General features: G+C 44.7%; 26 protein-coding genes and 1 pseudogene. 15 read left to right on the top strand and 12 right to left on the bottom strand.

From position 1 onward, the window contains the following. The first annotated feature begins 87 nt into the window (after window positions 1-87). Both JJ941_RS00835 and JJ941_RS00830 read left to right on the top strand, forming a co-directional pair. Window positions 88-528, top strand: a complete 441-nt coding sequence (locus tag JJ941_RS00835) for a hypothetical protein (protein ID WP_290961054.1) — start codon at window positions 88-90, stop codon at window positions 526-528. Window positions 529-547: 19 nt separating this feature from the next. Beyond that, window positions 548-787 carry a DUF1059 domain-containing protein gene (locus tag JJ941_RS00830; protein WP_366069214.1) on the top strand — a complete coding sequence of 80 codons (240 nt, stop codon included), beginning with the start codon at window positions 548-550 and terminating at the stop codon, window positions 785-787. 69 nt (window positions 788-856) lie between these two features. On the opposite strand, the gene JJ941_RS00825 is transcribed toward JJ941_RS00830, so the two are convergent. Beyond that, on the bottom strand, window positions 857-1,408 hold the full coding sequence (locus JJ941_RS00825; RefSeq protein WP_290961047.1) for a fasciclin domain-containing protein: 552 nt from the start codon (window positions 1,406-1,408) through the stop codon (window positions 857-859). Between the two features lie 91 nt (window positions 1,409-1,499). Beyond that, window positions 1,500-1,976, bottom strand: a complete 477-nt coding sequence (locus JJ941_RS00820) for a GNAT family N-acetyltransferase (protein ID WP_290961044.1) — start codon at window positions 1,974-1,976, stop codon at window positions 1,500-1,502. 78 nt (window positions 1,977-2,054) lie between these two features. Here JJ941_RS00820 and JJ941_RS00815 point away from each other — a divergent pair, with 78 nt between their 5' ends. Beyond that, window positions 2,055-3,200, top strand: coding sequence for an aminotransferase class V-fold PLP-dependent enzyme (locus tag JJ941_RS00815; protein ID WP_290961042.1), 1,146 nt, complete (start codon window positions 2,055-2,057; stop codon window positions 3,198-3,200). A gap of 65 nt (window positions 3,201-3,265) precedes the next feature. On the opposite strand, the gene JJ941_RS00810 is transcribed toward JJ941_RS00815, so the two are convergent. The 4 genes from JJ941_RS00810 to JJ941_RS00795 form a co-directional block, all read right to left on the bottom strand. Further along, window positions 3,266-4,024, bottom strand: coding sequence for a succinate dehydrogenase/fumarate reductase iron-sulfur subunit (locus JJ941_RS00810; RefSeq protein ID WP_290961040.1), 759 nt, complete (start codon window positions 4,022-4,024; stop codon window positions 3,266-3,268). 128 nt (window positions 4,025-4,152) lie between these two features. Continuing rightward, on the bottom strand, window positions 4,153-6,075 hold the full coding sequence (locus tag JJ941_RS00805) for a fumarate reductase/succinate dehydrogenase flavoprotein subunit (RefSeq protein WP_290961037.1): 1,923 nt from the start codon (window positions 6,073-6,075) through the stop codon (window positions 4,153-4,155). Window positions 6,076-6,130: 55 nt separating this feature from the next. Further along, on the bottom strand, window positions 6,131-6,541 hold the full coding sequence (locus JJ941_RS00800; protein WP_290961034.1) for a GxxExxY protein: 411 nt from the start codon (window positions 6,539-6,541) through the stop codon (window positions 6,131-6,133). 31 nt (window positions 6,542-6,572) lie between these two features. After that, the gene (locus tag JJ941_RS00795) at window positions 6,573-7,292 is read right to left on the bottom strand and encodes a succinate dehydrogenase cytochrome b subunit (protein ID WP_290961032.1); all 720 of its coding nucleotides are present in this window, start codon (window positions 7,290-7,292) and stop codon (window positions 6,573-6,575) included. 295 nt (window positions 7,293-7,587) lie between these two features. On the opposite strand from JJ941_RS00795, the gene JJ941_RS00790 reads away from it, so the two are divergent. Next, window positions 7,588-8,202 carry a YigZ family protein gene (locus JJ941_RS00790; protein ID WP_290961029.1) on the top strand — a complete coding sequence of 205 codons (615 nt, stop codon included), beginning with the start codon at window positions 7,588-7,590 and terminating at the stop codon, window positions 8,200-8,202. 3 nt (window positions 8,203-8,205) lie between these two features. On the opposite strand, the gene JJ941_RS00785 is transcribed toward JJ941_RS00790, so the two are convergent. Next, complete coding sequence (locus JJ941_RS00785) at window positions 8,206-9,138, bottom strand: alpha/beta fold hydrolase (RefSeq protein WP_290961026.1); 933 nt, start codon at window positions 9,136-9,138, stop codon at window positions 8,206-8,208. A 99-nt stretch (window positions 9,139-9,237) separates the two neighbouring features. Here JJ941_RS00785 and JJ941_RS00780 point away from each other — a divergent pair, with 99 nt between their 5' ends. From JJ941_RS00780 to msrB, 6 genes and pseudogenes are all read left to right on the top strand, one after another. Continuing rightward, window positions 9,238-9,783 (top strand): cob(I)yrinic acid a,c-diamide adenosyltransferase, encoded by a 546-nt coding sequence (locus JJ941_RS00780; protein ID WP_290961023.1) that lies wholly within the window; start codon window positions 9,238-9,240, stop codon window positions 9,781-9,783. Between the two features lie 2 nt (window positions 9,784-9,785). Beyond that, window positions 9,786-11,789, top strand: coding sequence for a tetratricopeptide repeat protein (locus JJ941_RS00775; protein ID WP_290961020.1), 2,004 nt, complete (start codon window positions 9,786-9,788; stop codon window positions 11,787-11,789). Between the two features lie 6 nt (window positions 11,790-11,795). Continuing rightward, entirely contained in the window at window positions 11,796-13,145 is a 1,350-nt protein-coding gene (gene glmM, locus JJ941_RS00770) for a phosphoglucosamine mutase (protein WP_290961017.1), read from the top strand. Window positions 13,146-13,309: 164 nt separating this feature from the next. Next, a pseudogene (gene ftsH, locus JJ941_RS00765) lies at window positions 13,310-15,199 on the top strand (ATP-dependent zinc metalloprotease FtsH); the annotation flags it as partial. Window positions 15,200-15,287: 88 nt separating this feature from the next. Further along, complete coding sequence (locus JJ941_RS00760; protein ID WP_290961011.1) at window positions 15,288-16,178, top strand: N-acetylmuramoyl-L-alanine amidase-like domain-containing protein; 891 nt, start codon at window positions 15,288-15,290, stop codon at window positions 16,176-16,178. 17 nt (window positions 16,179-16,195) lie between these two features. After that, the gene (gene msrB / locus JJ941_RS00755) at window positions 16,196-16,648 is read left to right on the top strand and encodes a peptide-methionine (R)-S-oxide reductase MsrB (protein ID WP_290961007.1); all 453 of its coding nucleotides are present in this window, start codon (window positions 16,196-16,198) and stop codon (window positions 16,646-16,648) included. On the opposite strand, the gene JJ941_RS00750 is transcribed toward msrB, so the two are convergent. The 4 genes from JJ941_RS00750 to JJ941_RS00735 form a co-directional block, all read right to left on the bottom strand. Next, window positions 16,645-17,325, bottom strand: coding sequence for an outer membrane beta-barrel protein (locus tag JJ941_RS00750; RefSeq protein WP_290961004.1), 681 nt, complete (start codon window positions 17,323-17,325; stop codon window positions 16,645-16,647). The genes msrB and JJ941_RS00750 overlap by 4 nt on opposite strands. Beyond that, window positions 17,319-17,705, bottom strand: a complete 387-nt coding sequence (locus tag JJ941_RS00745) for an SxtJ family membrane protein (protein ID WP_290961001.1) — start codon at window positions 17,703-17,705, stop codon at window positions 17,319-17,321. Before JJ941_RS00745 ends, JJ941_RS00750 begins: the two co-directional genes overlap by 7 nt. Window position 17,706: 1 nt before the next feature. Then, window positions 17,707-17,856 (bottom strand): DUF5989 family protein, encoded by a 150-nt coding sequence (locus JJ941_RS00740; protein WP_020403364.1) that lies wholly within the window; start codon window positions 17,854-17,856, stop codon window positions 17,707-17,709. A gap of 184 nt (window positions 17,857-18,040) precedes the next feature. Further along, entirely contained in the window at window positions 18,041-19,885 is a 1,845-nt protein-coding gene (locus JJ941_RS00735; RefSeq protein WP_290960997.1) for a carbamoyltransferase, read from the bottom strand. A gap of 301 nt (window positions 19,886-20,186) precedes the next feature. On the opposite strand from JJ941_RS00735, the gene JJ941_RS00730 reads away from it, so the two are divergent. From JJ941_RS00730 to coaBC, 4 genes are all read left to right on the top strand, one after another. Further along, window positions 20,187-21,068: a YicC/YloC family endoribonuclease gene (locus JJ941_RS00730; RefSeq protein WP_290960994.1), complete on the top strand. Its 882-nt coding sequence runs from the start codon at window positions 20,187-20,189 to the stop codon at window positions 21,066-21,068. 75 nt (window positions 21,069-21,143) lie between these two features. After that, complete coding sequence (gene gmk / locus JJ941_RS00725) at window positions 21,144-21,716, top strand: guanylate kinase (protein WP_290960991.1); 573 nt, start codon at window positions 21,144-21,146, stop codon at window positions 21,714-21,716. An 8-nt stretch (window positions 21,717-21,724) separates the two neighbouring features. Continuing rightward, the gene (locus tag JJ941_RS00720) at window positions 21,725-22,018 is read left to right on the top strand and encodes a DNA-directed RNA polymerase subunit omega (protein WP_255135224.1); all 294 of its coding nucleotides are present in this window, start codon (window positions 21,725-21,727) and stop codon (window positions 22,016-22,018) included. A gap of 2 nt (window positions 22,019-22,020) precedes the next feature. Further along, window positions 22,021-23,217, top strand: a complete 1,197-nt coding sequence (gene coaBC / locus JJ941_RS00715) for a bifunctional phosphopantothenoylcysteine decarboxylase/phosphopantothenate--cysteine ligase CoaBC (protein WP_290960986.1) — start codon at window positions 22,021-22,023, stop codon at window positions 23,215-23,217. Window positions 23,218-23,473: 256 nt separating this feature from the next. Here coaBC and JJ941_RS00710 read toward each other — a convergent pair whose 3' ends face one another. Further along, window positions 23,474-24,622: a hypothetical protein gene (locus JJ941_RS00710; protein WP_290960984.1), complete on the bottom strand. Its 1,149-nt coding sequence runs from the start codon at window positions 24,620-24,622 to the stop codon at window positions 23,474-23,476. 72 nt (window positions 24,623-24,694) lie between these two features. Here JJ941_RS00710 and JJ941_RS00705 point away from each other — a divergent pair, with 72 nt between their 5' ends. Beyond that, window positions 24,695-25,135: a hypothetical protein gene (locus JJ941_RS00705; protein WP_290960981.1), complete on the top strand. Its 441-nt coding sequence runs from the start codon at window positions 24,695-24,697 to the stop codon at window positions 25,133-25,135. The last annotated feature ends 1 nt before the right edge of the window (window position 25,136 follow it).

Here is a 25,136-nt window from a genome sequence, read left to right as displayed (position 1 = left end):
TGGTTTTAAAGAGAATTTTAAAGTAGCCTATATAATCAGGACGAATAACCTACTATTATGAAGAACTTCATTCCAGCAATACTTTTTATGGCATTCATGATTATCACCGGATGCTCCCAGGGTGATATCATCGAGTCAAACTACACCATCAAATCCGGTTCTTCATTTGGCATGTGTGTGGGACCTTGTTTTCAGGAGGTTTCAGTAAACGAATCCCAGGCTGTTTTGAGAATAAGGGAGAACAAGGGTGAAGGCGGACTTTCTGAATTGAAAGTGGAAAATAAGCGCGCCGTCTCTCCTCAGGAGTGGAGTGAAATTCAGTCGCTTGTTAATCAGGAGGCCATTACTGCATTACCTAAAGTAATTGGTTGCCCTGATTGTGCCGATGGAGGGGCCGAGTGGATAGAAATCCAAAGTCCCGGCCTTGTGAAAAAAGTCACTTTCGATTACGGTCATCCGCCTGCTCAAATCAAAGAGTTGGTTGACAGACTCAGAGAAACCCGTGAAAGTTTAAGTCTTCAGGAATAAGGTATAATCCCATTTATTTATGAAAACCATGACCTGTAAACAACTGGGCGGGGCCTGTGATCAGGAATTTACCGCAGAAACCTTTGAAGAAATTGCTGAGTTAAGTCGGCAGCACGGAACTGAAATGTTTAAGCAAGGTGATGTTGATCATCTTCAGGCTATGCAAGAGATGTCTGAAATGATGAACGACCCGGAAGCTATGCAGCAGTGGATGGAAAAGAAACGGCAGGAGTTTGAATCACTTCCCGATGAAAACTGATTAATTGCCAAACAAAAAAAGGCCGGCGTCTCTCGACTCCGGCCCGGATGGTCCTGTCTGGTTTTTAACTTACCAGTCTTTGTCTTTCTTATCTTTCTTTTGCTTCTCAGCAGATGCCAGGGCTTCCTTAATGCTTGGCGGTAAAATTACCTGATCAATTACATGAACAACACCGTTGCTGGCATTCACATCAGCCATAATTACTGTAGCTCCGTCAACCATGGCTTTGCCGTTCATAAGGGTAATTTTAGCTTCACTTCCCTGAACCGTACCGGCCATCATACCATCTTCCAGGTCGCCAGACATTACTTCTGCAGGTACTACATGATAGGTAAGTACGGCCGTCAACTTATCTTTGTTTTCCGGCTTCAATAGCATATCAAGTACGCCTTCCGGCAGGGCTTCGAATGCTGCATTTGTCGGAGCAAAAACGGTGAATGGTCCGTCACTCTTAAGCGTCTCTACCAACCCGGCAGCTTGTACAGCTGTAACAAGGGTTGAAAGTTCATCGGTGGCAACAGCAAGATCAACGATGTCACTGTCCTGTGCCTTTATATTAGTTGAAAGGAGCATTGCAAAAATTAGTGCAAAAACTCCGGATACTCTCTTCATGAATTTCATAGTGTTTTAGGTTTATTATGATTGAATAGTCAGCTTCATAAACCTATAACCAGAACTTTCATTCCAAATTGAAAGAAAGAAATTTTCTCTTTTACCACCTTTTAACCATCAAGGCTACCTTCTTTTTTCCACCTTCCGTTTCCTGCTCGGCTACTTTATTGAACCCCAACGCTTTATGAAATCCCAACGAGTTTGGGTTCGGCGGTTCAAGATTCACTTCACAGGTTATATACTTTTGCTCAGAGTTTTCGGCAAGATATCGATATAGAGCTGTGCCTAACTTTCTGCCTCTGAACTTCTCCGAAATAACAATCCGATCCACATAATCGAAATCATCATAATTCTTACAGAAAAACTTGTAGTTCAGGCTTTCATAGTCCAGCCCTTTTTGAAGCACAATCATGAATCCCATCGGCTCGTCCTCTTCTTCTATTATCAGAAAGGGACTTGCCTCTTGCAGGTAATACTCCATGTCTGAAATCTCTTCACTTGTTACATGAGGGACTGCGTTATTGTTCATAGTGAGAACTGCCGGAAGATCTTCTTTTTTAGCATGTCTGATATTCATCAACAAAAAAATTTGGTAATTGACAGCTGAAATTTCGACGTTCTCTAACCTAAATCAAACTAATTGTAATAGCCACCTATGGACTGTAAAAAATCTCACTTCCAACTCGATGAAGCCGTTACTTACCTTAATTGTGCGTACATGTCGCCACAGCTAAAAGTTGTTGAAGAAGCCGGAATTTGGGGAGTACAGCGTAAACGTAACCCCTTTAAGATTTCACCTGAAGAGTTTTTCGGAGAAACGGATCAGCTTAGAGAACAATATGCCAAGCTTATTAATGCAAAGGATTCAAAGCGCATCGTGGTTATACCTTCTGTTTCTTACGGGATGGCCAATGTTGCCCGGAATGTTCCCATAAACAAAGGAGACAACATCATTGTAGTTGGTGAGCAATTTCCGAGCAATGTATATCCGTGGCGGTCGGTGGTTCAGGAAAAAGGCGGTGAAATCATCACCATCACTCCTCCTAAAGAACAGGAGAACCGGGGTAAAGTTTGGAATGAAAAAGTTTTAAATGCCATCAACGACCGGACCAAACTGGTGGCTATGGGAAATATTCACTGGGCCGATGGCACCTTGTTTGATTTGAAAGCGATCCGGGATAGAACCCGTGAAGTGGGTGCCTGGCTGGCCATCGACGGAACACAATCGGTAGGTGCACTGCCTTTCGATGTCTCCGAAATTCAACCTGACGCCCTGGTCTGCGCCGGGTATAAATGGCTGATGGGGCCCTATTCTATCGGGCTTGCCTATTATGGACCTGCACTGGATGAAGGAAAACCGGTTGAAGAAAACTGGATCAATCGGTACGAGAGCGAAAACTTTGCAAACCTGGTTAATTACAACGATCAATATCAGCCCGGAGCCTTGCGCTACGAAGTGGGCGAACACAGTAACTTCATACTGGTGCCGATGATGCTTAAAGCCGTTCAGCAACTGAATGAATGGGGCGTGGAGAACATCCAACAGTATTGTCGGGATTTGATTGCCGGGCCTGTTGAAAAACTAAAATCTGCGGGCTTTAAAATTGAAGATCCTGAGTACAGAGCGTCTCACTTGTTTGGAATTCGTTTAGGGGAAGGACATGATATTGGTCAGATTAAATCTGCCTTCGAGGAGCAAAATATCCTGGTTTCCTTCCGGGGCGATTCCATCCGGGTTTCACCTAATGTGTACAATACACCCGAGGAATTTGATAGGATTGTAAATGCATTGATATCCTGACATAAAAAAAGCCGGCGTTTTTAGCCGGCTTCAATATTATATAATCGGTTTTGGAAAGAGACTTATCAATCTCCGCTCATCACCGCTTTCATATAATCGCGGCGCATTTCGGCGATTGCTGAAATGGAGATGCCTACCGGACAAACGGCTTCACATTCTGCGAAGTTCGAGCAGTCGCCAAAGCCTTCTTCTTTCATTTGGTCAACCATAGCCACTACGCGATCTTTACGCTCAACTTCGCCCTGTGGCAGTTTGTTGAGGTGAGCAATTTTGGCTCCGGTAAACAACGATGCGGAAGCATTTGGACAAGCCGCTACACAAGCTCCGCAACCAATACAGGTAGCGTAGTCAAAGGCGGCATCCGCTTTTTCCTTTTCAACCGGAATGGCATTCGCCTCTGCGGCAGAACCTGTTTTCACCGATACATATCCGCCGGCTTCAATGATCCGGTCAAAAGCACTTCGATCTACTACTAAATCCTTAATAACAGGGAAGGAAGCAGCTCTTGGTGGTTCAATAGTGATATGATCACCGTCGCTGTAATTACGCATGTGCAACTGACAAGCAGCCACGCGTTGTTTCGGGCCATGTGCACGTCCGTCGATTACCAGATTACAGGACCCGCAAATCCCTTCGCGGCAGTCGTAGTCAAATTCAACCGGCTCTTTGCCTTCCAGCATCAGCTCTTCGTTGAGCACGTCAAGCATTTCCAGAAAAGACATATGCTCATTGACATTGTCGAGCGTGTACTCTTCAAAATGTCCCTGTGCATTCGGGCCGTTCTGCTTCCAGTATTTAAGATGAATGGTCATTTCTTTACTCATAGTGCAATAATTTTTGCCACAAAAGCTCTAAAACACGAAGGGTATAATCTGTAAGAAATCATACCTTGAATCATGTTATTGCTCTTCCGGTTTAACATTAAATTTTGTGTTTTCGTGATTTAGTGGCTCTATTTATAACTGCGTTGTTTTAGCTCAACGAATTCAAATTCAAGATTCTCTTTATGAAGGGTTTCTTCCAGTTTGCCATTCAGGCCTTTGTATTCCCAGGCAGCCACGTATGAAAAATCCTCATCATTACGCAAGGCTTCCCCTTCTTCGGTTTGATACTCTTCGCGGAGGTGACATCCGGCTGATTCTTCACGCTGTAACGCATCTTCAGCCATCAACTCTGCCAATTCAAAGAAATCGGCTACACGACCGGCGAATTCCAGGTATTTGTTATAATTGTTTTTCTCTCCGGGTACTTTCACATTCTTCCAGAATTCTTCCCGGAGTTCTCGAATCTCCTCAATGGCAGATTTCAAGCCTTCGGCATTTCGGGCAATTCCAATTTTATCCCAAACGATCTTACCTAATGATCTGTGGAAGTCAATAATTGTACGGTCACCATCAATATTCAGGAGCTTGTCAATTTGAGACTGAGCTGCATTTTCGGCTTCCTCAAAAGCTTCGTGATCGGTTCCATATCGTTTGCCCGGCTCTTGTTTGGCCAGGTAATCACCAATGGTATAAGGCAGAACGAAATATCCGTCCGAAAGTCCCTGCATCAATGCGCTTGCACCGAGTCGGTTTGCGCCGTGGTCGGAGAAGTTTGCTTCACCGGCAGCGTAAAGTCCCGGAATGGTTGTCTGCAGGTTGTAATCAACCCAAAGGCCGCCCATGGTGTAGTGAACAGCCGGATAGATTCTCATGGGCCGTTCGTATGGGTTTTCACCGGCGATGTTTTCGTACATCTCAAAAAGGTTACCATACTTGGCTTCAATGGTGTCACGACCGTCACGCTTGATGGCATCACGGAAATCGAGATACACAGCCAGGCCGGTTTCACCAACACCCAATCCATCATCACAAACCATCTTGGCATTACGGGAAGCCACATCCCGAGGCACAAGGTTACCAAAACTTGGGTAACGCTCTTCGAGATAGTAATATCGTTCGTCTTCAGGAATATCGTTCGGATGGCGATCATCCCCTTTCTTCTTCGGCACCCACACCCGGCCATCATTTCTCAAACTTTCACTCATCAGTGTCAGTTTTGACTGATAGTCGCCGGAAACCGGAATACAGGTTGGGTGAACCTGAACGTAACATGGGTTTGCAAAAGCAGCTCCTCGTTTGTGAGCTCTCCATGCGGCTGTTACGTTCGAATTTTTTGCATTCGTGGAAAGGTAGAATACGTTTCCGTAACCGCCGGTTGCAAGTACAACTGCATCGGCTTCATATCTGTTTAGTTCACCGGAAACCAGATCACGGGTAATGATTCCGCGGGCTTGTCCGTCAATCACAACCACATCCAGCATTTCGTGGCGTGGGTGGTATTTGATATTTCCATTGTGTACCTGACGCATCATCGCCTGATAAGCGCCAAGCAACAGCTGCTGTCCGGTTTGTCCACGTGCGTAAAATGTTCGCGACACCTGTGCTCCACCGAAAGAACGGTTAGCCAGGTTACCCCCATACTCTCGGGCAAATGGAACACCCTGAGCGACGGCCTGATCAATAATCTCGTTGGATACCTGGGCAAGGCGATACACATTAGATTCGCGAGAACGATAGTCGCCTCCTTTAATGGTATCATAAAAAAGCCGCCAAATACTGTCACCGTCGTTCGGGTAGTTCTTGGCAGCATTAATTCCACCCTGGGCAGCAATACTATGGGCACGCCGGGCTGAATCCTGAATACAGAAGCTTCTTACATTGTAGCCCAGCTCAGCAAAACTGGCTGCTGCAGCGCCACCAGCTAATCCGGTTCCTACAACAATAATTTCAAATTTCCGCTTGTTGTTGGGCGCCACCAATTTGATGTCCTTGATGTGCTTATCCCATTTTTCTTCTAACGGTCCGCCGGGTACTTTTGAATCTAATTTCATAATCGATTATTTCGCCACGAAAGCTCTAAAACTCGAATGTTGTATGTTTTAAAAGTCACACAACAAAACGGTTTATACCTCTTCCGATATTTTTAACATTAAAATTTATCAAATAGCCTAATCTCTTTTTTGTCAATTTCAGATGGCTTATAATTTGTGCTTCCCAAACCGGATTTACTTTATCAACAGCCTTTAATTCACAAATTATTTCATCCTCTACTAAAACACCTAATCTGAGTCCTTCATCAAATTTTATATTATCATATGTAATAGATACAGGAACTTGCCTTTCGGCTTTCAATCCTTTCTTCCCAAGCTCGTGTACTAAACAAGCTTCGTATATTTTTTCCAGTAAACCAGGCCCTAAATTTTTGTGCACTTTGTAAGCAGCATCTACCACTTCTCTTCCAACTTCTTCAAGTCGGTCAGGAATCGGGGTAATTCTATCTGCTTGTAAACTATACATTAAAATTTTGTGATTTAGTGTTTTGTGGCCCTCAATAAGCGATGAGTGATCCTTGTCCGCCAGTCAGAAAAATGTACAGCGGGATAAAAATGAAGCCCAACATTAGCACGATGGCAAAGATGTAGGCCCCAAGCTGAACTTTCTTGGAAGTTTCACCGTGTTTCATCCCCAGGGATGTGAATGCACTCCAGGCTCCGTGAGACAGGTGAAGAATAACCAGCGCAAGTACCGCTATATAGCCAAATGCTACCAGTGGTTTCTGGAATTCTGCAATAACCAATGCCCTTAAATTTCTTGCTTCAACCCCACCAGCCGACTCAAGAATTACTGTGCCTTCGTCAGGACTGAATAATCCAAATTTAAAATGCATGATATGAAATACCAGAAATACCAAAATGATGATTCCTGTCCAGATCATGCTTCTGGAAGCCAGCGACTGATGGCTGGGGCCGCCTTTGGTTTGATACTTATCATATCCTTCCGGCCGGGCTTTTCTGCGCTGAAGCCAAATCGAAATACCTAAAATTGCATGGTAAAGAAAAAAGAATGCCAGGCCGGCTTCAATTACGTAAAGGAGAGGCCCTAAACTTTCCAGTGTATAGGTGTAAACATTAAATGCTTGAGATTCCCCAAAGATTGTGAGGTTACCAACAAGGTGTCCGATCAAAAACAACATAAGCCCGATACCCGTGATACCGGTCATGATTTTTCGGCCCACCTGAGAATTCAGTGCTTTAATAAGAGAAGGCATGTAATTGCGTCTTAGATAATTTCAATTTGTGCTAATAAAACAGCGGCTGACTGAGCTTAGTTTCAATTTATAGTGAAACTTCAACAAAGCCTGACTGCGCCGTGAAAATCGCTTTTTCCAGTCTGAATAACAAGGCAGATTACTTCTAAATAAACCCTTCATTGGTTGCATAATCTTCTAATACCATAAAGCCCACTTGTTTGCGTGAACCTCTGACTCCGCTCGCGGATTTTGCATTTGAAACATGACTTTCGCCTATACACCTGCTACCTTTGCTGCACATTAAGCCAAGACCATGTTTAGCATAAAAAATTCCATTGAAAGCAGTTTTCGTGAGCGAGGTTCCAAGTTCCTCGGCTTTCTGTTTCCGGCCGAAACGGAAGACGCCTTTTCAGATCAGTTGGATACGCTGAAATCCAAATACCCGGATGCCACGCATCACTGTTATGGCTGGAGAATGAACCCGGCTCAACCCAAAGAATTCAGCACCGACGATGGTGAGCCTTCCGGTACCGCAGGCCTCCCTATCTTGAATCATCTTAAATCATTTGAGGTTATAAATGCAGGAATTGTTGTGGTCAGGTATTATGGCGGCACTAAGCTTGGGAAGTCCGGATTAATTGAAGCTTACGGACTGGCCGCCAGGCAGTGTCTCGAAGCAGCCTCCTTAGTTTCAATTAAACCGGTCCGGCTATTTACTATTCGTTATCCCTACTCGGAAGAAAATGGAATTCAACAACTCATAAGCCGGTATGAGTTGCATATCAGAGAATCTGAATACCTGGAACACATCACCCTGAAGGTGGCATGCCCGATAGGCTCAGCCTTGCCTTTTGAAGAAGAACTTGAAGGAAGAGAACATTTGAATATCCGTTTTGAAAAGGGCAAAGAAAGCTATGTAGCCGGTTAGCAATTATCGTCCAGCTTCAACTTTATTGATAAACTCCGTTAAACTGTCCTTAAAAGCTTGAGGCCTTTCAATAAATGGAAAATGGCCGGCTTTAGAAAAATTAATCAACCGGGCGTCAGGAAAAGTGTCCACTAATTTTTGGTCAGATTGAATAGGTGTCGGTTCAAGTTCACCCCTTATAATCAGAACGGGTACATCAACACTTGCCAAATCAGGAAACAGGTTTTCTCTTTGGTTTGGGGGAGGAAGTAAACTCAGTAAGCTTTGGGTTTCAAAATAGGTTTGGGAGAAATTAAGTGTTAATTCATGAACCCGGCTGGTATCATAAAACATGGGTCTGAAATTAAGTTTCGTAAATTTCTCAAACACCCCTACTTCCCGGTTGCCTCCCCTTATCTTATCTAGAATGGCATTTAACTCCTCTAAATTCTGGCGTTCATTTAGCTTTGAAAAAGCAGCAAAAGTAGCCTCATTAAATTCTGAGGAGGGTGCAACGGTATTACTTAAAATCAATGACTTCAGCGAAGCCGGATACCTAATGGCATATTTCATGGCCAATTTTCCTCCCCAGGAGTGAGCCAGCAGATGTATTGCATCCAGATCCAGTTCGGTTCTCAGGGCTTCAATATCATCAACCAGGTAGTCTATCGAAAAAGAGGTTGAATCCAGATTCGTAGACGACCTGCCCATTCCCCTTTGATCAAATAGTATAAGCCTGAAGTGCTTTGCCAGAGGAGTTAAATAGGGAAGAAAATAATCATGATTAAAGCCCGGACCTCCATGTAGCACCATCAGGGCCTCCCCTTCCCCCATCACCTTCACATATAGCTCTGTACCATTTACGGATATGAGCTTTTCATAATTTTGTTGTGACTGAGCCCGGCAAGCTGAATGGAAAACAATGAGAAACCAGAAAACTATTAATGCATACCTCATTTTGTCCCTACTCTCTGTAAGTTTGAAATTGAAGCTATCACTTTTTCCGAATTAATGCACCTTACCAATCAAACCCCTATTTTCTAAAAAAAGGATGTTATGAAAATTTACACCAAGAAAGGCGACAGCGGCAACACTTCCCTCTTTGGCGGGCAGCGTGTTTCCAAAAGCTCTAAGCGTATAGATGCATACGGCACTGTGGATGAACTGAACTCAATATTAGGAATGGCGGCAGCTTACGGTTTATCTGAGAAGGGCGCTGAACTTATCGTAACTGTTCAGCAACAGCTTTTTGTGTTGGGTGCCGATCTTGCAACCCCACAATCCAAAGAAGTACGGATTGAACGAATTGGCCAATCTGAAGTTGAGTTTCTGGAGAAAGCCATTGATGAAATGGAAGAAACCTTAGAGCCACTCAAGAATTTTATTTTGCCGGGTGGAGCTGAAGCCGGTTCTACTCTTCACTTTGCCCGAACCGTTTGTCGCCGGGCTGAGCGTATTACGGTAGAATGCCGGCACGAGGAAGAAATATCAGAAGTGGCCATTATGTACATTAACCGCCTCTCTGATTTCCTGTTTGTGCTGGCTCGGTTTGAAAACAAAGAAGCCGGAACAGAAGAAAAAACCTGGATTCCAGCCCGATAAGCATGTCCCTGACCAATAAGGCAAAAGCATACATCCGGAAGCATCACAATAAGAAAAGTGCTGCCGATATTGCTGAAAAATTAAATCAGAGTGAGGAAGACGTTCAGTCTTATATCGATGAAATCAGCGAGCCTCTTCCGTTTAAAAAGAAAGCCGCTTTCTACGTCATCACGTTATCCATCCCTGTTCTCTTCTTTATCATTTTAGAAGTCGTTTTGCGCGGAGTTGATTACATGGGCAATACGGAACTGTTCATTGACCCGAACATTCCACAGGATGAATACTATATACCCAATCCGAATTTTGCGGCCCGCTATTTCTTTTACACCAAAACCATTCCAAATCCCTCTTCCGATGTATTTCTTCAGGAAAAACCGGAGGATACTTTTCGGGTTTTTGCCATGGGCGGTTCAAGTGCAGCGGGATATCCTTATGGATATAACGGAACCTTCTCCAGGGTTGTAAACGACATGCTGACCGACGCCATGCCCGACCGCAAAGTGGAAGTTGTGAACGTGGCAACCTCAGCCATCAGCACGTACACCCTTTTCGATCAGGTGGATGAAATCCTGGAACAGAAACCGGATGCTGTAATGATTTATGCCGGCCATAATGAATTTTACGGGGCTCTTGGTGTAGGTTCCAACGAAAACCTGGGTGCATTTCCGGGTTTTGTTCGTTTTTATTTAAAACTTCAGCGTTACAAAACTTTCATGCTGTTGCGGGAAATGATTGTGAATTTCGGACAGTGGATCGCAACAACATTAAGTGATGAGGAGCCAACCACCGGCACGCTTATGGAGCGGATAATAAGCGATCAATCCATAGAGCTGAACGGACCCGAATATGAACTGGCTATGATTCAGTTTCGGAGTAACATGGAAGCGATCGTTCAAAAGTTTGCCGATGCGGATGTACCGGTTTATCTCTCAACCATTTCCAGTAACGTAAAAGACCAGTCGCCTTTTGTTTCAATTGAAGAGGATCAAAATCCTCCCGCAAACGATATTTACAGGAAGGCAACCTCATTGTACCAAAGCGGAGATACCACTGCAGCCAAAGAGCAGTTTGAGTACGCCAAAGATCTGGACGGACTTAAATTCAGGGCTCCTTCGGATATCAACAAGATCATAAACTCACTGCCCGCTTCTTATCCCAATACAACTTTGGTTCCGGTTCATGGTGCTTTTGAAGAAGCCTCTCCGGATGGCATCATTGGCAACAGCCTGATGCTGGAACACCTTCATCCCAACCAAAGAGGATATTTTTTGATGGGAAAAAGTTTTGCGGAATCCCTGTTGGGTGACTTGGCAGAACAGGGATTTGCTTCACCGGAGAAATTAAACCCCGATTCTTACTTTGATGAGATGTATATCTCGGACTTCGACAACAGAATTGTGCACCACCGGCTTCGAACTCTTAAGCAAGGATTTCCTTTTGTGATTGACGGCAGAGAAACTCCCTACCAGTTTAATTATGAGCCGGAAGGAATGGTTGACAGCCTCGCCTTCGGAGTGGTTCATAAAAACACTCGGTGGGATGCAGCCAAGGTGGAGCTGGGCAATTACTATCAAAATCAGGGCAAGATTGACAAAGCGCTGCTTGAATACAAAGGGCTGATTCGAAATCAACCCTGGAACGACTCTCCTTACGTTTTTGCCGCCCGGCTGCTGATTAATCAAAATAATTTTACTGATGCAGAACCTTATCTGAGGAAAGCTTATGAACTGGCTCCCCGTGAGGCTTTCATCACCAAAATGCTGGGCTCTATTGAGCTGAACAAGGGTAATGCGGAAGAAGCTATCCGCTTCCTGGAAGAATCCCGGCAAATTAATCCCAAAGACCCGCAAATGTTGTATAATCTTTCCGGGGCTTATGGAACCAATCGTGAATTTGATAAAGCGCTGGAAATTGCGAACCGGTTAATTGAACTCAATCCCAACTATCCCGGCATTCAGCAGTGGAAGCAGCAACTCGAACGAATTTTAAACTCAAGAAGAAACTAATTCATCATGGCATTAATGATATCCGTCTCGGGCATCCGGGGCATTTTTGGAACCGATCTCACCCCGCAAAACTTAACCCGATTTACAGCTGCCTACGGTACCTGGCTGAAAGGCGGAACCGTTGTTGTGGGAAGAGATTCCCGCGTGACAGGTAAAATTTGTGAAGACATTATCGCGGCCACCCTCGCTTCCGTAGGTTGCGATGTGATCAAAGTAGGCGTTGTGCCTACTCCTACAGTTGCGATGGGCGTCCTGAAACATAAAGCCGCCGGTGGAATCATTATTTCTGCCAGCCATAATCCGGCTCAGTGGAATGCCCTCAAATTATTGAACAGCAAAAGTGAATTCCTCGATGCCGATCAGGGGAATGAAGTTATTCGCATTTCGGAAAGTGAGCAGTTTGAATATCAGCCGTACGATAAAATTGGCGTTATTCGGGAGGACGAAGATTTACTGGATCACCATATCGAAAAGATATTAGACCTACCATACATCCATGCTGACAAAATTGCTGACAGGGATTTCTCTGTGGCCGTTGATGCAGTAAACGGCGCCGGCTCTGAAGCCATCCCAAGGCTGTTAGAAAAACTGGGAGTGAAAACGGTTCATAAAATCCACTGCACCCCTAACGGTTTGTTTCCCCATAACCCGGAACCATTGCCCGAACATCTCACCGAAATCTGTGATTTGGTTAAAGAGAAACAGGTTGATCTGGGAGTGGTAACCGATCCCGATGCCGACCGGCTTGCCCTGGTAGATAACAACGGGAAGCTTTTTGGAGAAGAATATACCCAAGCCGCAGCCTTTGATTTTATACTAAACAAAAAGCCCGGCCCTTGTGCCACCAACCTGTCTTCATCCCGGGTTTCTGATGATGTTGCCCGCGAGTATGACCAAACCTGTTACCGCTCTGCAGTAGGTGAAATTAACGTAGTAAAAGTGATGCAGGAACAAGATGCCGTTATTGGTGGTGAAGGAAACGGCGGAGTTATTTGTCCGGATCTGCATTACGGGCGGGATGCACTGGTCGGAATAGCCATGGTGCTGCAGCTGCTTACCGAAAAAGACATGAGTTCATCCGAATACAGAGCCACGCTGCCGGATTACTTCATGAGCAAGAATAAAATCCAGCTGGATGAGCTTGGCAAAGATGCTGATGAAGTGCTCGAAATGGTTAAGGAACACTTCTCCAGCCTGGATCCCAACACCGTTGACGGGGTGAAAATAGACTTTGCAGAAGGCTGGGTTCATCTTCGGAAATCAAATACCGAACCTATTATCCGTATTTACTCAGAGGGGAAATCACCGGAAGCAGCCAAAGCATTTGCCGGGAAGATTTTTGATTTACTGAAGTGATCGCCGGCTCCGGCAGGTTATAAACTGATATTTAATTACCCGGTTCGGATAAATCGAGGCTGTTATAGTTTAAAGAAACTAAACCGGCCTCTTTCATTGTTCTAAATGGTGCAAATACAACACCTTTTACTTTTTACTGGAACAATCATCAAACAACACCTGATTTGTCTGAAGAAAAACAGGAAAAGCAGAGAGAAAAGAAAAAGAAAACCGGGAAATGGTCTCCCCAACAAAGACCGGGTAATTTCAGCTGGACCAGCGCCCTGCTCTGGCTGATTGTTATTGCACTGCTTTATAACTGGTATATGTCTGGAGATGGCTTCACTGGCTCCGCTGAAATAGAATATTCCGAGTTTAGAAAACAACTTAATAATGGAAATGTAGAACGCGTCCGGGTTCAGGGAGACTATATACAGGGAGAATTCAAGTCTCCGCAGGTTTTGAATGTATCTGCGGATGATACCCTTCAGTCAAAAAACTTCTCCACCTACATCCCCTCTTTTGGTGATGACAATTTATACGCCCAACTTGAGAAATATGACGTAGCTGTTTCCGCCCGACCCGAATCTGACTACGACTGGTGGTATATCGTCCTGATCACCCTTCCCATACTGTTCATTTTATTTATGGGCTTCATGTTTTACCAGCGGATGAAATCTCAAAGCCAGGGAATTTTCAACATCGGGAAAAGCAAAGCCAAGCTACAGGAACCTGAGAAACAAGACACCACCTTCGATGATGTGGCAGGCCTCGACAATGCCAAAAAAGAGCTTCAGGAAATTATAGAGTTTTTAAAAGAACCGGACCGGTTTCAGGAAATCGGAGCCAAACTGCCCAAGGGTTTGCTGATGGTGGGGCCTCCGGGTACCGGTAAAACCCTGATGGCTAAAGCCGCAGCGGGTGAGGCCGATGTTCCCTTTTACAGTATTTCCGGTTCCGATTTCATGGAAATGTTTGTTGGGGTTGGAGCTAAGCGGGTCCGCGATATGTTTGAAAAAGCGAAGAAAACCTCTCCCAGCATTATTTTTATTGATGAAATTGACTCCATTGGCCGAAGACGCGGTGCCGGTCTTGGCGGTGGACACGATGAGCGCGAGCAGACCCTGAATCAATTACTCTCCGAGCTGGACGGTTTTGAGCCTACCGAAAGCGTGGTGGTTATGGCCGCAACTAATCGTCCGGATATTCTGGATAAAGCGCTGCTTCGGCCCGGACGCTTTGACCGGCGAATCACCGTAAACTTGCCCAAGCAATCGGCCCGGCACGAGATCCTTAAAATTCACGCCAAAGGAAAGCCGTTCGCAGAAGACGTGGATTTAGAGCAGATTGCCCGGAGTACACCCGGGTTCAGCGGAGCCGATCTGGAAAACCTGCTTAACGAAGCCTCGCTGTATGCCGGCCGAAATAAACGGAAGGAAATTGTGATGAATGATATCGACCAGGCTCGTGATAAAGTCCTTATGGGACTTGAACGAGATGGAATCACCATTGATGACGACGAGAAGAAAATGCTGGCCTATCATGAGGCCGGTCATGCTTTGGTGGCTGCTATTTTGCCCCACTCCGATCCCATCCACAAGGTCACAATCATACCCCGGGGTAAAGCAATGGGCGTAACCCAGCAGCTGCCCGAGAAAGAGAAATACATTTATAAAAGAGAATATCTCCTTGACCGATTAGCGGTAATAATGGGTGGAAGAGCTGCTGAAGACCTCATTTTTGAAACATCCACCAGTGGAGCTCAGGATGATTTGAAGCAGGTCGCTAAACTTTCCCGAAAAATGGTACTGGACTTAGGCATGAGCGACCGTTTCGGACACGTCTCCTTCGGGAGCGAAGAACAGGAAGTGTTCCTTGGAAGGGATATGAGTCGCCAGCGGGAATACAGCGATTCCACCGCCCGCGAAATTGATGAAGAGATTCAGAAAATATCAGAAGAGGCATTCAACCGTGCCCTGAAAACACTTAAAGAAAACCGGGAAGTATTAGATAAAGTCGCCAATCTGCTTCTCGAAAAAGAGGAGATTTCAGGTAAAGAAGTAGATGAGTTGCTTGAGAAGTCTGAATCAAACAAAACACAATAATCTGTTACCAAATTAATTCTTACTATTGGTGAGAACAGCGAAATCAAATCCCATAGTTGTGAAAACAAACCTGACTTCCCTGGTAGTGCTTATTGTCGCTTTAAGCGGCCATACTTATGCCCAGAATACCGATACTTTAGAGCAAAAACTGCCTGATGATATTGTATATACGCAGCAGGATGTTGCCATCTTTTCGGACATCATCCAAAAGTTTGAGCCCCAAAAAGATCAGCCCATCCATAAGCTGATTCCGGATATCGGGCGGTATTTTTTGGGGAATGAGTATGTAGCACATGCCATGGAAGTAACCGACCAAGAAAAGCTGATTGTCAATTTGAGGGATTTGGACTGCACTACCTATGCAGAAAACCTCCTTGCTTTGGCTCGAACCTTAAAATCTGATCAGGCAACCTTTGAACGATACACTCAGGAACTTGAAAAAATCCGGTATCGTGATGGGAAGAAAGGAGATTACCCTACCCGTCTGCACTATTTCAGCGACTGGATTTATAATAATGCAGCCAACAATCTTGTTACCACCCCGGCCGACAGTTTTGGTGCTCCGCTTGATGTGGAAGTTAATTTTATGTCAACGCACCCTGATAGTTACAAGCACCTTCAACGAAACCCTGCTTTCATTTCTGTTGTTGCTGATCAGGAGAAGGAAATCTCCGGTAAAAATTATTTCTATATCCCCAAGGAAGAAATTGAAGACAAAATGCATCTGTTACGTGAGGGGGATATCATAGGGCTTACAACCAGCATTGAAGGTCTGGATGTAGCTCACGTTGGTGTTCTGGTAGAAGTTGACGGCAAACTCCACCTGATGCATGCTTCACAATCGAATCTTAAGGTTGAAGTTTCTGATGAGCCGCTGAGTTCCTTCCTCAAACCAAATTCAAAAAATACCGGAATCATGATTGCACGTCCGGTGGATACTATAAATTGATTTAAACACGCTTAAGAATGCTTACCTGGAAAGACCTAAAGGAATTTGCAAAAAACGGTAATCCCGATCCAAGCCGCAGAGTTGAGAAGACCGAGGAAGAATGGAAACAGGAACTCACGGATGAACAATTCGCCATCACACGGTTGAAAGGGACGGAACGCCCCGGATCCAGCGACATGTGCTACCGTTTTGATCCCGGCTTATATGCCTGCGTTTGCTGTGGTACCGAACTCTTTGACGGGACTTCTAAATTCGAAAGCAGCTCCGGATGGCCTTCTTTTACCCAACCTGTAGAAGAAAGTGCCGTCAAGTATGAAATGGATTCCTCACATGGCATGGTACGGATAGAAGCTCTTTGCAATGTGTGTGATGCGCATCTGGGGCATGTTTTTCCCGACGGACCTGAGCCCAGCGGCCTTCGCTATTGCATGAATGCCGTCAGCCTGGAGAAAGTAGAGGAAGAAAGTTAATTCAGGCTGATTGCCAGGCCTAATGTAAATCCGGCCCGAAACAGGTGTCCGTTACCGGCGTTATTTTTTTGAATACCGGTTAGATCATAGCCAGCTTTAAAACCACCAAAAGCCGATGTATTTTCGTCCAGGCTATAGCGGATTTGAACTCCGGCTTCTCCCACCAAAATGAAAGGTTTCATTTCATCCGAGATATCCAGCTCTAATTGTGCAACCCCGTCTTCATCCTGGAAAAAGTAACGTTCGTTATTTACCGCAGTTACAAATGTGGGACGAAGGCTCCCATGAAAACCTACCTCAACATCACCAAACAACAACGAGTAACCGGCTTCTACCGGCACATCAATCAGCATAAATTCGTACTTCATAGGGATGATTGCCGGAAGTTGAGGTCCTCCCTGCCCTTGATATGGATCTGAATCATAATCTCTGCTCAAATTCACCTGCGAAAACCCAATACCTGTCTGGATGTGAACTTTGGAATAGATCCGGTAAGTCAGCCCCACACCTCCCTGAAATCCTGAACCGAAATTTGATTCATATTCTTTGCTTTCATTCTGAATGATGTTGCCAAAATTCGGTCCTGCTTCAATGTTCAGCCCAATTTTATGCTGTGCAAATCCGGAACTGATACCTATAAGCGCAAGTACAGCAACTAAAACTATTCTCTTTACCACGGGTTTTCCAGGTCTTCTTTCGTGTAAGTATGTTCGCGGCAGTTATACATACTTCCTTTAGTGTCTTTCAGCAGCAGCGGATCATTCCCGAACAATCGAAACAACAGGGCAATGGGCGTCACGATGAAATAATAAACCAGCGATAGCAATACCCGGGAATTGAACCAACCCAGTCCTTCGGCCAGCTTGTACCATCCCCAAACCATTATATTGCCAATAGGCGGGATAAAAGACAACAGCCCAACTACTAATGCAAGGTAGGCGATGACTTCACTATCAAAGATAGCGGCCAGTACCAGAAGCCCGGTTACAATCACCAACTGTGTTTTGGGTGTTGACGGATCTTCCTTGATAAATTCGAGAGATCGAGGTTCCAGCATATTAAAACAGGGTATAAATGAATGGAGCGATGGATGAACCGCCTCCAATCACAATTAGAAAACCGAGTAAAAGCAGCACAATGATAACCGGAGCCAGCCAGAATTTCTTCCGCTGCTTCATGAAGTTCCATAAATCTTTCAGTGTTTCCATATTATCCAACATTTTTTCGTTCCAACGCAGAGCGTCAGGAACGAGATTCATTTACAAAACTACTATGTAAATATTCTGATCCAGAGTGATTAATTATTCAGTTTCTGTATGTGCATTCATCTCAACTTTATTAATAAACTAACTGGTTCCTGACGCTCTGCGTCGGAATTTACAATTTATGCTGTCAATCCTTTTCAAATCTAATATCCTTCTCCCACTCAGGCTGCTCAGCTTTATCAAAAACATAATTGCCAATCACAAGATAATCCATTTCCGTATTCATAAAACACCGATATGCATCTTCCGGAGTACATACAATCGGTTCACCCCGAACATTAAAGCTGGTGTTAACCACCATCCCCACTCCGGTACGTTCCTTAAATGCACTTAACAGCTTCCAGTATCTTGGGTTCGTTTCTTGATGGACCGTTTGAATACGAGCTGAAAAATCGATGTGAGTAATGGCAGGAAAAGCAGAACGCTCAAAGGCCAGTTTTTCTCTGAGTGGTAGTTGGTGATAGTTTTCCGGCAACTCTTTATGATGCTCCTCTTTCACCTCCTGCACCAAAAGCATATACGGTGAGTCTGATTTCAACTCGAAAAATTGTCCTGCATCTTCTGCAAGCACCGATGGAGCAAATGGCCTGAACGATTCCCGGTATTTGATCTTCAGATTCAGCTTTTTCTGCATCTTTGGATTTCGGGGATCACCTAAAATGGATCGTGCACCTAAGGCACGGGGGCCAAATTCCATCCGCCCCTGAAACCACCCAACCACATTCCCTTCATCCAGCCATTCCGCTACTTTGGGATAGAGCTTTGATTCATCCAATTTCTCATAAACGGGTTTGAATTTTTTGGTCTGCTGCAGGATTTCAAATTCGTGAAAATCGGGCCCCAAATAGCTGCCCTGCATGGCGTCAGGTTGCTGGGGCTTCCTGACTTTCCCAAAATAAATATGGTGGGCTGCAAGTGCTGCCCCTACCGATCCACCTGCATCTCCCGCCGCCGGCTGTATATAAATGTCATCAAAAATCCCCTCATTCTGAATAGCCCCATTGGCTACACAGTTCAGTGCCACCCCACCGGCAAGGCAGAGATTCTTTGAGTCCGTCAAACGCCGGGCTTCCTTTGCCATTTTCAGCACCGCTTCTTCGGTTACTTTCTGAATGGCGAGGGCAAGATTCGCTTCATGCTGCTGCAGCTCCGCTTCTTCTTCCCTCTTTGGGAAGCCAAAGAGTTCTTCCCACTTCTTTTCCTTCACCATTTTTAGTCCGGTAGCATAATCAAAGTAATCCTGATTCAGATAAATGGAACCATCGCCATTGAGCTCCATCAAATCTGTCTTAATCTTAGAGATATACTCCTCTACCATTTTGGAATTCGGATTCCCATAAGGTGCCAGCCCCATAAGTTTATACTCCCCGGAATTGACCCTGAATCCCAAATAATAGGTAAAGGCCGAGTAGAGCAGTCCCAGCGAATGCGGAAAAGTTAACTCCCGGTAAATGGTGATTTCAGAACCTTTACCAGAGCAAATGGAAGCGGTGGCCCACTCTCCCACTCCATCGATGGTGAGGATTGCTGATTCTTCAAAAGGAGATGGATAAAAGGCACTGGCTGCATGACTCAGATGATGTTCGGGAAACAGCAGCTTCAGCTCTTTTCGGTCATAATCACCGATTTTAGCAAGCTCCTCGTGCATCACCCGCTTCATGAACATTTTTTCCTTTAACCAGACGGGCATGGCGGTTATAAAAGACTTCACACCGCGCGGAGCAAAAGAAAGGTAGGTTTCCAGCAGGCGTTCAAACTTCAGCAACGGCTTATCATAAAAAGCGATGGCATCCAGGTCCCCGAGCTTAATGTCAGCAAAATCCAGGCAAAACCGAATGGCATTAGACGGAAATCCTTCCTCATGTTTTTTTCGGGTGAACCGTTCTTCCTGGGCTGCGGCTACAATTCTGCCATCCTGAATTATACAAGCCGCCGAATCATGATAAAAAGCTGAGATTCCTAAAATAGTCATATCAAAAATTGAGTGGCTGCCAAGATAACAAAACTTCGCTTTCATTGAATGGAATAGTGATGAGTGATAAAGTGATAGGGTGATGAAGTGAGGAGTGGGGTCATCTTGAGGATACCTCCGAAAGATCCATACCTGATCTACTCACCATGTCAGGTTCGATTTACGAATTTTTCATATCACCATATCAACATATCACTTTATCACTCCTCACTTCATCACCTTTAACTCCCAATTCGAGTAAAGTTTTTAAAGGGGATATACTTTCGTATTTTCTCGCTCAATTTTCATCATCAAGATTATCATGATTATATCAATGACCGGCTTTGGTCGCGGAGAAGCCTCTGAAAACGGCATCACGGCCACGGTTGAAATTAAATCACTAAACAGTCGCTATCTGGATCTGAGTATTCGCCTGCCACAGCGTTTGCAAGACAAAGAACTTGAAGTCAAAGAGCTGGTTCAGAAAACGATTAATCGTGGTAAATTGAATATTACCGTTTACCTGTCGGAATCAGAAACGGGTGAGCCTTCCATCCGGGTGGATGAAAAGAAAGTAAAAGGTTATTCCCGAATTCTGGATAATCTCAGGGAAGCAGCCGGCATTTCAGATCCCATTTCCATCAAAGACATAACCCAGTTCGGCGATGTGTTTATTAATGAGGAAGAAGACGAGGAAGTGCTGGAACAAAAATGGAAGGTGGCTGAAAAAGCACTTTCAGAAGCGGTGGAATCTCTCCTGAAAATGAGAACCCAGGAAGGCAGTCAGCTTAAAAACGACCTGGTGGACCGCATCGAGTTTATTGATGAAAACCTGGAAATCATCACCAAAGAAACAGCCGGGCGAGCTGAAGATGCGCGGGATAAGCTGATGGAGCGAATCAACAACCTGATTGAGGAAGACAAAATTGACCCCGAACGACTGGAATTGGAAGTAGCCATTCTAGTTGATAAGATGGATGTTACGGAAGAGATCGTTCGTCTGCGCTCACACCTGAAATTTTTTATTGAAGCCGTTGAACAACCTGAACCGGCCGGCCGAAGACTCAACTTCCTGACCCAGGAGATCAACCGCGAGCTGAATACCATCGGTTCCAAAGCTAACAACTCCGACATTGCCCAGTATGTAGTAAAATGCAAAGAAGCGCTGGAGCAAATCCGTGAACAAGTCCAAAACGTCGAATAAAGTAGATTTAAGACACAAGATGTAAGATTGAAGAAAATTTATCTTACATCTTGTGTCTTATGTCTCAGTACTACTATGAAAAAAGGTAAAGTCATCATTTTAGTTGCACCCAGCGGAGCAGGAAAAACGACCCTCGCGCGCCGGCTTTTTAAAGAATTTGAAGAGCTTAAGTTTTCTGTTTCGGCAACTACCCGTCCTGCCCGGGAAGGAGAAGTGGACGGAAAACACTATTATTTCCTCACTGACGACGATTTTGACCAAAAAACAGCCGGTGGCGAATTCCTGGAATGGGAAGAATTCTATGGGGGAAAGAAATACGGCACACTGCGTTCAGAAGTTGATAAAAAACTAAATTCAGGCTATTTTGTTCTGCTTGACATCGAAGTAAAAGGCGCGGTCAATATCAAAAAGATTTACGGAGACGAAAGTCTCAGTTTGTTTATTAAGCCGCCTTCTATAGATGTTTTGAAACAGCGCCTGATCGCCCGCGGGACCGAAGATGATGAAACACTGGCCTTGAGGCTCCAACGCGCTGAAAAAGAACTTACATATGCTGATCAGTTCGATCAGGTTATTATAAATGACAATTTGGATACGGCTTATGCAGAGGTTAAAAAAGCCGTTGTCGAATTCATGAATCAAAACTGATACCATCCATGGCAGTCCAAACATTAGACATTGAAAAACTGAAATTCAAAACAGGTAACAAATATGAGTTACTTGTGATCCTTTCCAAGAGAGCCCGACAGATTGCAGCTCAGGAGAAATTAGAACTGGACGAAAAACTCCAGTATTTCGAAGGATTTGAAGAAGAAGACGAGTTTTCTTTCAACGAAGAGCAGGAGAACATCTCCAAAGCTTTCGAAAAGCTTCCACACGCTACTCAGCGATCTATTGTGGAAATGCAGGAAGACCAAATTTATTACCGACATCCTGAAAAAGAGGATTAATCATGCTCTCCGGTAAACGCATCATTCTTGGTGTTACCGGAGGAATTGCAGCCTATAAAGCTGCTTTTTTACTCAGAGAATTTCAAAAAGCGGGAGCCGAAGTCCGCGTCACTATGACGCCTTCAGCCACCCGCTTTGTTGGTTTAGAGACTTTTGCTTCCCTGTCCGGCCATGAAGTGGCCGTAGATATTTTCCCCGATGAAGGAGACTCCAGCGACTGGACCCGCCACATTAACTGGGGCGAATGGGCCGATCTTTTTGTAATCGCCCCCTGCACGGCCAACACGCTCGCCAAAATCGCTACCGGTCTTTCTGACAATATGCTCACCAGCACTGTTCTGGCTGCGCGATGCCCCATTCTAATTTGTCCAACCATGGACGGAGAGATGTATGAAGCACCGGGCGTCTCAGATAACCTGAAAAAGGTACAAGAAAACGGATATCATGTTTTAGAGCCGGAATCCGGTTACCTGGCCAGTGGATTGGAAGGAAAAGGTCGCTTGCCTGAAATTGAAGCCATTCTTGAAAAAGCTTCTGAAATCATCGGATCTGTTGAAGGGCCGCTGGAAGGGCAAAAAGTGGTTGTAACTGCCGGTCCCACCCGCGAACACATAGACCCGGTTCGATTTATTTCAAATCCAAGTTCCGGAAAAATGGGCGTGGCTATGGCGGAGGCTGCTCAAAGCCTGGGTGCAGACGTAACGTTGATTCACGGCCCCCTTTCAATTCCCACACCGGAAGGCATCCACTCTATTAAAATAACCAGTACGGCCGATTTATTTGATGCCGTTAAGCAATATGCTGCTGCAGATGTGATCATCATGGCTGCGGCTGTTTCTGACTTCACCCCCGAAGAAGTGCACCAAAATAAAGTGAAGAAAGATAAAGCCGGCAATGAGATTAAGCTTAAGCAAACCCCGGATATTCTTTCATGGCTGGGTGAGCATAAACCAAAAGGACAGATTCTGATCGGTTTTGCCATGGAAACAGAAAACCTGATCGAAAATGCGACTACCAAGCTGAATAAGAAGAACGCCGACTTTATTATCGCCAATTCTTTAAACGACAAAGACGCCGGCTTCGAAGCTGATACCAACTCAGTCCACCTGCTGAGCAAAGACTCTGAGCAAAAATTTCAGGGAAGTAAAAAAGACATTTCGATTGAGATCCTGAATACGATTTTTAGAAGTGGAGAGTGATTAATTGATAGGGTGATGAAGTGATGAGTGATGTCATCTTGAGGACACCTCGACCTAATTCAAGCGTCCGCTAGGATGGAACTTTAGCTACAAATGTTTTGATACAACATCGCACAAGTGGTCATTTTCGCCATTTACCCTTGAACAGATTAGCATACCAAATTCGATTTTTGAATTCTTAATATCACCTTATCACCACATCACTTCATCACTTCATCACCACATCACTTCATCACTTCATCACTTCATCACCTAATCACCCACACATCCACTTGTACACCCGGTACGTTTTAGCGATTTCGCAGCCCAGTGCTTCCAGGCTTCGGCGCATAATCCAGTTCTTTTCGCTTACGAAACCGCCTTCCAGTACCTTCAGGTTTGGATAGTGCTTTCGGGTCCACTTGAAGCCCTCAGCAAACACCAGCGCTTCCAGTCCCCTTCCCCGAAAGCGAGGATCGGTTCCAAAAGCCAGCGGGCGGAATTTTTCGGCTCTTCTTTTAAAACCAATCAAATGGTACAGCTGCCACCATTTTAACGTCCCGCCGGTCTTAGCTGATATTTCATGAAGATCCGGAACACTGACCAGGAACGAAGCCGGTTCACCATTTACAAAGGCAATAGGAGATGTTTCCGGCATCAACACCGGTTTCAGCTTTTTAATCATCTGCCGAATGGTTTCCCGTGAGATCCCAATAAACTCTTCTTCCCTCTCCTGCACCACCTGATCACTAAATGCCCGGTTGTAAATTTGGCGGATCATTTCCCCGTCCCGTTCCAGGTTCTTTTTATCAATCGGACGAACTTCAATGTGATCTTTTGATCTCAGCCGCTCTGTTATTCTGAGTAATCGTTCGGGCAAAGGCTGTTCTAAATCCAGCTGATACATGTACACATCGTCAAATTTTTCGGGATTCGTTTCTTCTATCAGCTCTTCGTAATATGTATGATGATAGATCATGCCGTACACGTTGTGATCCTCAAACCCTTCGGTTTGAATGCCCCAGAAAGTATCGTTTTCGCCAAAATTAATGGGACCACGAAATCCAGCATATCCCCTTTCCTGGTGCCATTTTTTTGCAAACTTGATGACAGACTCAGCTATGCCCGGAATATTTTCCATTTCCATGAAACCAATTCCCCCAAGCTTTGGGTCATATCGCTCATCTTTTTCAGGATCGATAAATACAGCAAACCGGCCGACAACTTCACCATTCTCCAGAACCAGAAATCGCTCACATTCTCCCCCTTTCCGAAACCGTTCATTTTTTTCCCGATTGAATACATTTTCAACCTCAAACCGAAAAGGCGGCCGATACCAGCTGTTATCTTTATACAGCCGTTCGGGTAGATGGTGAAAATCGTTTATATGTTGTTGTGTTTCAATTTTTTGAATCTGAAAAGACATATCTTTTTTTCAGCAGAAGTTTATAGATTCAGCCTAAGGTAAATCTAAGAAGTTAAGAACCCAACCCGGTTTATGCTGGATAAGAAAAACGGAAAGAAGTTAGTCACAGTGTTGCTGGTGCTGTCATGTATCGTAAGCGGAATTATTCTGGCAGCTTCGCCTGATTACAAGAACTATCAAATTGAAAACGCTCATGAGCTCGACTCGCTCCTGAATGTTCATATTCAGGACGCCCAAATCAAGGCTGAGCAAATAAGAGTAACGAGCATAAGAATTGATACCATCTTCACCAGAAAGGAATATCGTATTGAGGTGCCATCGAGATTTTCAAAAACGCTTTTTCATGTAGATTTACATAAGGATTTGTTCAAGTATGATATGCAGGCGCCGGCTAAAGTGCATTTTCCTTCCCATGATATGGATATTTATATTTATGATCAGGGAACCGTTTTGAGATCCATCCGTTTAACCACTAACCCTGAACTGGACAGTTTAGCTACCCCAAAAGAATAAC

It is taken from the genome of Gracilimonas sp., assembly GCF_017641085.1.
Classification (GTDB): domain Bacteria; phylum Bacteroidota; class Rhodothermia; order Balneolales; family Balneolaceae; genus Gracilimonas.
This window is presented reverse-complemented; position numbering and strand designations above follow the sequence as displayed.

What these genes read in the sequence shown, in the direction of transcription:
- JJ941_RS00835 (WP_290961054.1), top strand. Translation starts at nt 88, where the DNA reads ATGGCATTCATGATTATCACCGGATGCTCCCAGGGTGATATCATCGAG.
- JJ941_RS00830 (WP_366069214.1), top strand. Translation starts at nt 548, where the DNA reads ATGAAAACCATGACCTGTAAACAACTGGGCGGGGCCTGTGATCAGGAA.
- JJ941_RS00825 (WP_290961047.1), bottom strand. Translation starts at nt 1,408, where the DNA reads ATGAAATTCATGAAGAGAGTATCCGGAGTTTTTGCACTAATTTTTGCA.
- JJ941_RS00820 (WP_290961044.1), bottom strand. Translation starts at nt 1,976, where the DNA reads ATGAATATCAGACATGCTAAAAAAGAAGATCTTCCGGCAGTTCTCACT.
- JJ941_RS00815 (WP_290961042.1), top strand. Translation starts at nt 2,055, where the DNA reads ATGGACTGTAAAAAATCTCACTTCCAACTCGATGAAGCCGTTACTTAC.
- JJ941_RS00810 (WP_290961040.1), bottom strand. Translation starts at nt 4,024, where the DNA reads ATGAGTAAAGAAATGACCATTCATCTTAAATACTGGAAGCAGAACGGC.
- JJ941_RS00805 (WP_290961037.1), bottom strand. Translation starts at nt 6,075, where the DNA reads ATGAAATTAGATTCAAAAGTACCCGGCGGACCGTTAGAAGAAAAATGG.
- JJ941_RS00800 (WP_290961034.1), bottom strand. Translation starts at nt 6,541, where the DNA reads ATGTATAGTTTACAAGCAGATAGAATTACCCCGATTCCTGACCGACTT.
- JJ941_RS00795 (WP_290961032.1), bottom strand. Translation starts at nt 7,292, where the DNA reads ATGCCTTCTCTTATTAAAGCACTGAATTCTCAGGTGGGCCGAAAAATC.
- JJ941_RS00790 (WP_290961029.1), top strand. Translation starts at nt 7,588, where the DNA reads ATGTTTAGCATAAAAAATTCCATTGAAAGCAGTTTTCGTGAGCGAGGT.
- JJ941_RS00785 (WP_290961026.1), bottom strand. Translation starts at nt 9,138, where the DNA reads ATGAGGTATGCATTAATAGTTTTCTGGTTTCTCATTGTTTTCCATTCA.
- JJ941_RS00780 (WP_290961023.1), top strand. Translation starts at nt 9,238, where the DNA reads ATGAAAATTTACACCAAGAAAGGCGACAGCGGCAACACTTCCCTCTTT.
- JJ941_RS00775 (WP_290961020.1), top strand. Translation starts at nt 9,786, where the DNA reads ATGTCCCTGACCAATAAGGCAAAAGCATACATCCGGAAGCATCACAAT.
- glmM (WP_290961017.1), top strand. Translation starts at nt 11,796, where the DNA reads ATGGCATTAATGATATCCGTCTCGGGCATCCGGGGCATTTTTGGAACC.
- msrB (WP_290961007.1), top strand. Translation starts at nt 16,196, where the DNA reads ATGCTTACCTGGAAAGACCTAAAGGAATTTGCAAAAAACGGTAATCCC.
- JJ941_RS00745 (WP_290961001.1), bottom strand. Translation starts at nt 17,705, where the DNA reads ATGCTGGAACCTCGATCTCTCGAATTTATCAAGGAAGATCCGTCAACA.
- JJ941_RS00740 (WP_020403364.1), bottom strand. Translation starts at nt 17,856, where the DNA reads ATGGAAACACTGAAAGATTTATGGAACTTCATGAAGCAGCGGAAGAAA.
- JJ941_RS00735 (WP_290960997.1), bottom strand. Translation starts at nt 19,885, where the DNA reads ATGACTATTTTAGGAATCTCAGCTTTTTATCATGATTCGGCGGCTTGT.
- JJ941_RS00730 (WP_290960994.1), top strand. Translation starts at nt 20,187, where the DNA reads ATGATTATATCAATGACCGGCTTTGGTCGCGGAGAAGCCTCTGAAAAC.
- gmk (WP_290960991.1), top strand. Translation starts at nt 21,144, where the DNA reads ATGAAAAAAGGTAAAGTCATCATTTTAGTTGCACCCAGCGGAGCAGGA.
- JJ941_RS00720 (WP_255135224.1), top strand. Translation starts at nt 21,725, where the DNA reads ATGGCAGTCCAAACATTAGACATTGAAAAACTGAAATTCAAAACAGGT.
- coaBC (WP_290960986.1), top strand. Translation starts at nt 22,021, where the DNA reads ATGCTCTCCGGTAAACGCATCATTCTTGGTGTTACCGGAGGAATTGCA.
- JJ941_RS00710 (WP_290960984.1), bottom strand. Translation starts at nt 24,622, where the DNA reads ATGTCTTTTCAGATTCAAAAAATTGAAACACAACAACATATAAACGAT.
- JJ941_RS00705 (WP_290960981.1), top strand. Translation starts at nt 24,695, where the DNA reads ATGCTGGATAAGAAAAACGGAAAGAAGTTAGTCACAGTGTTGCTGGTG.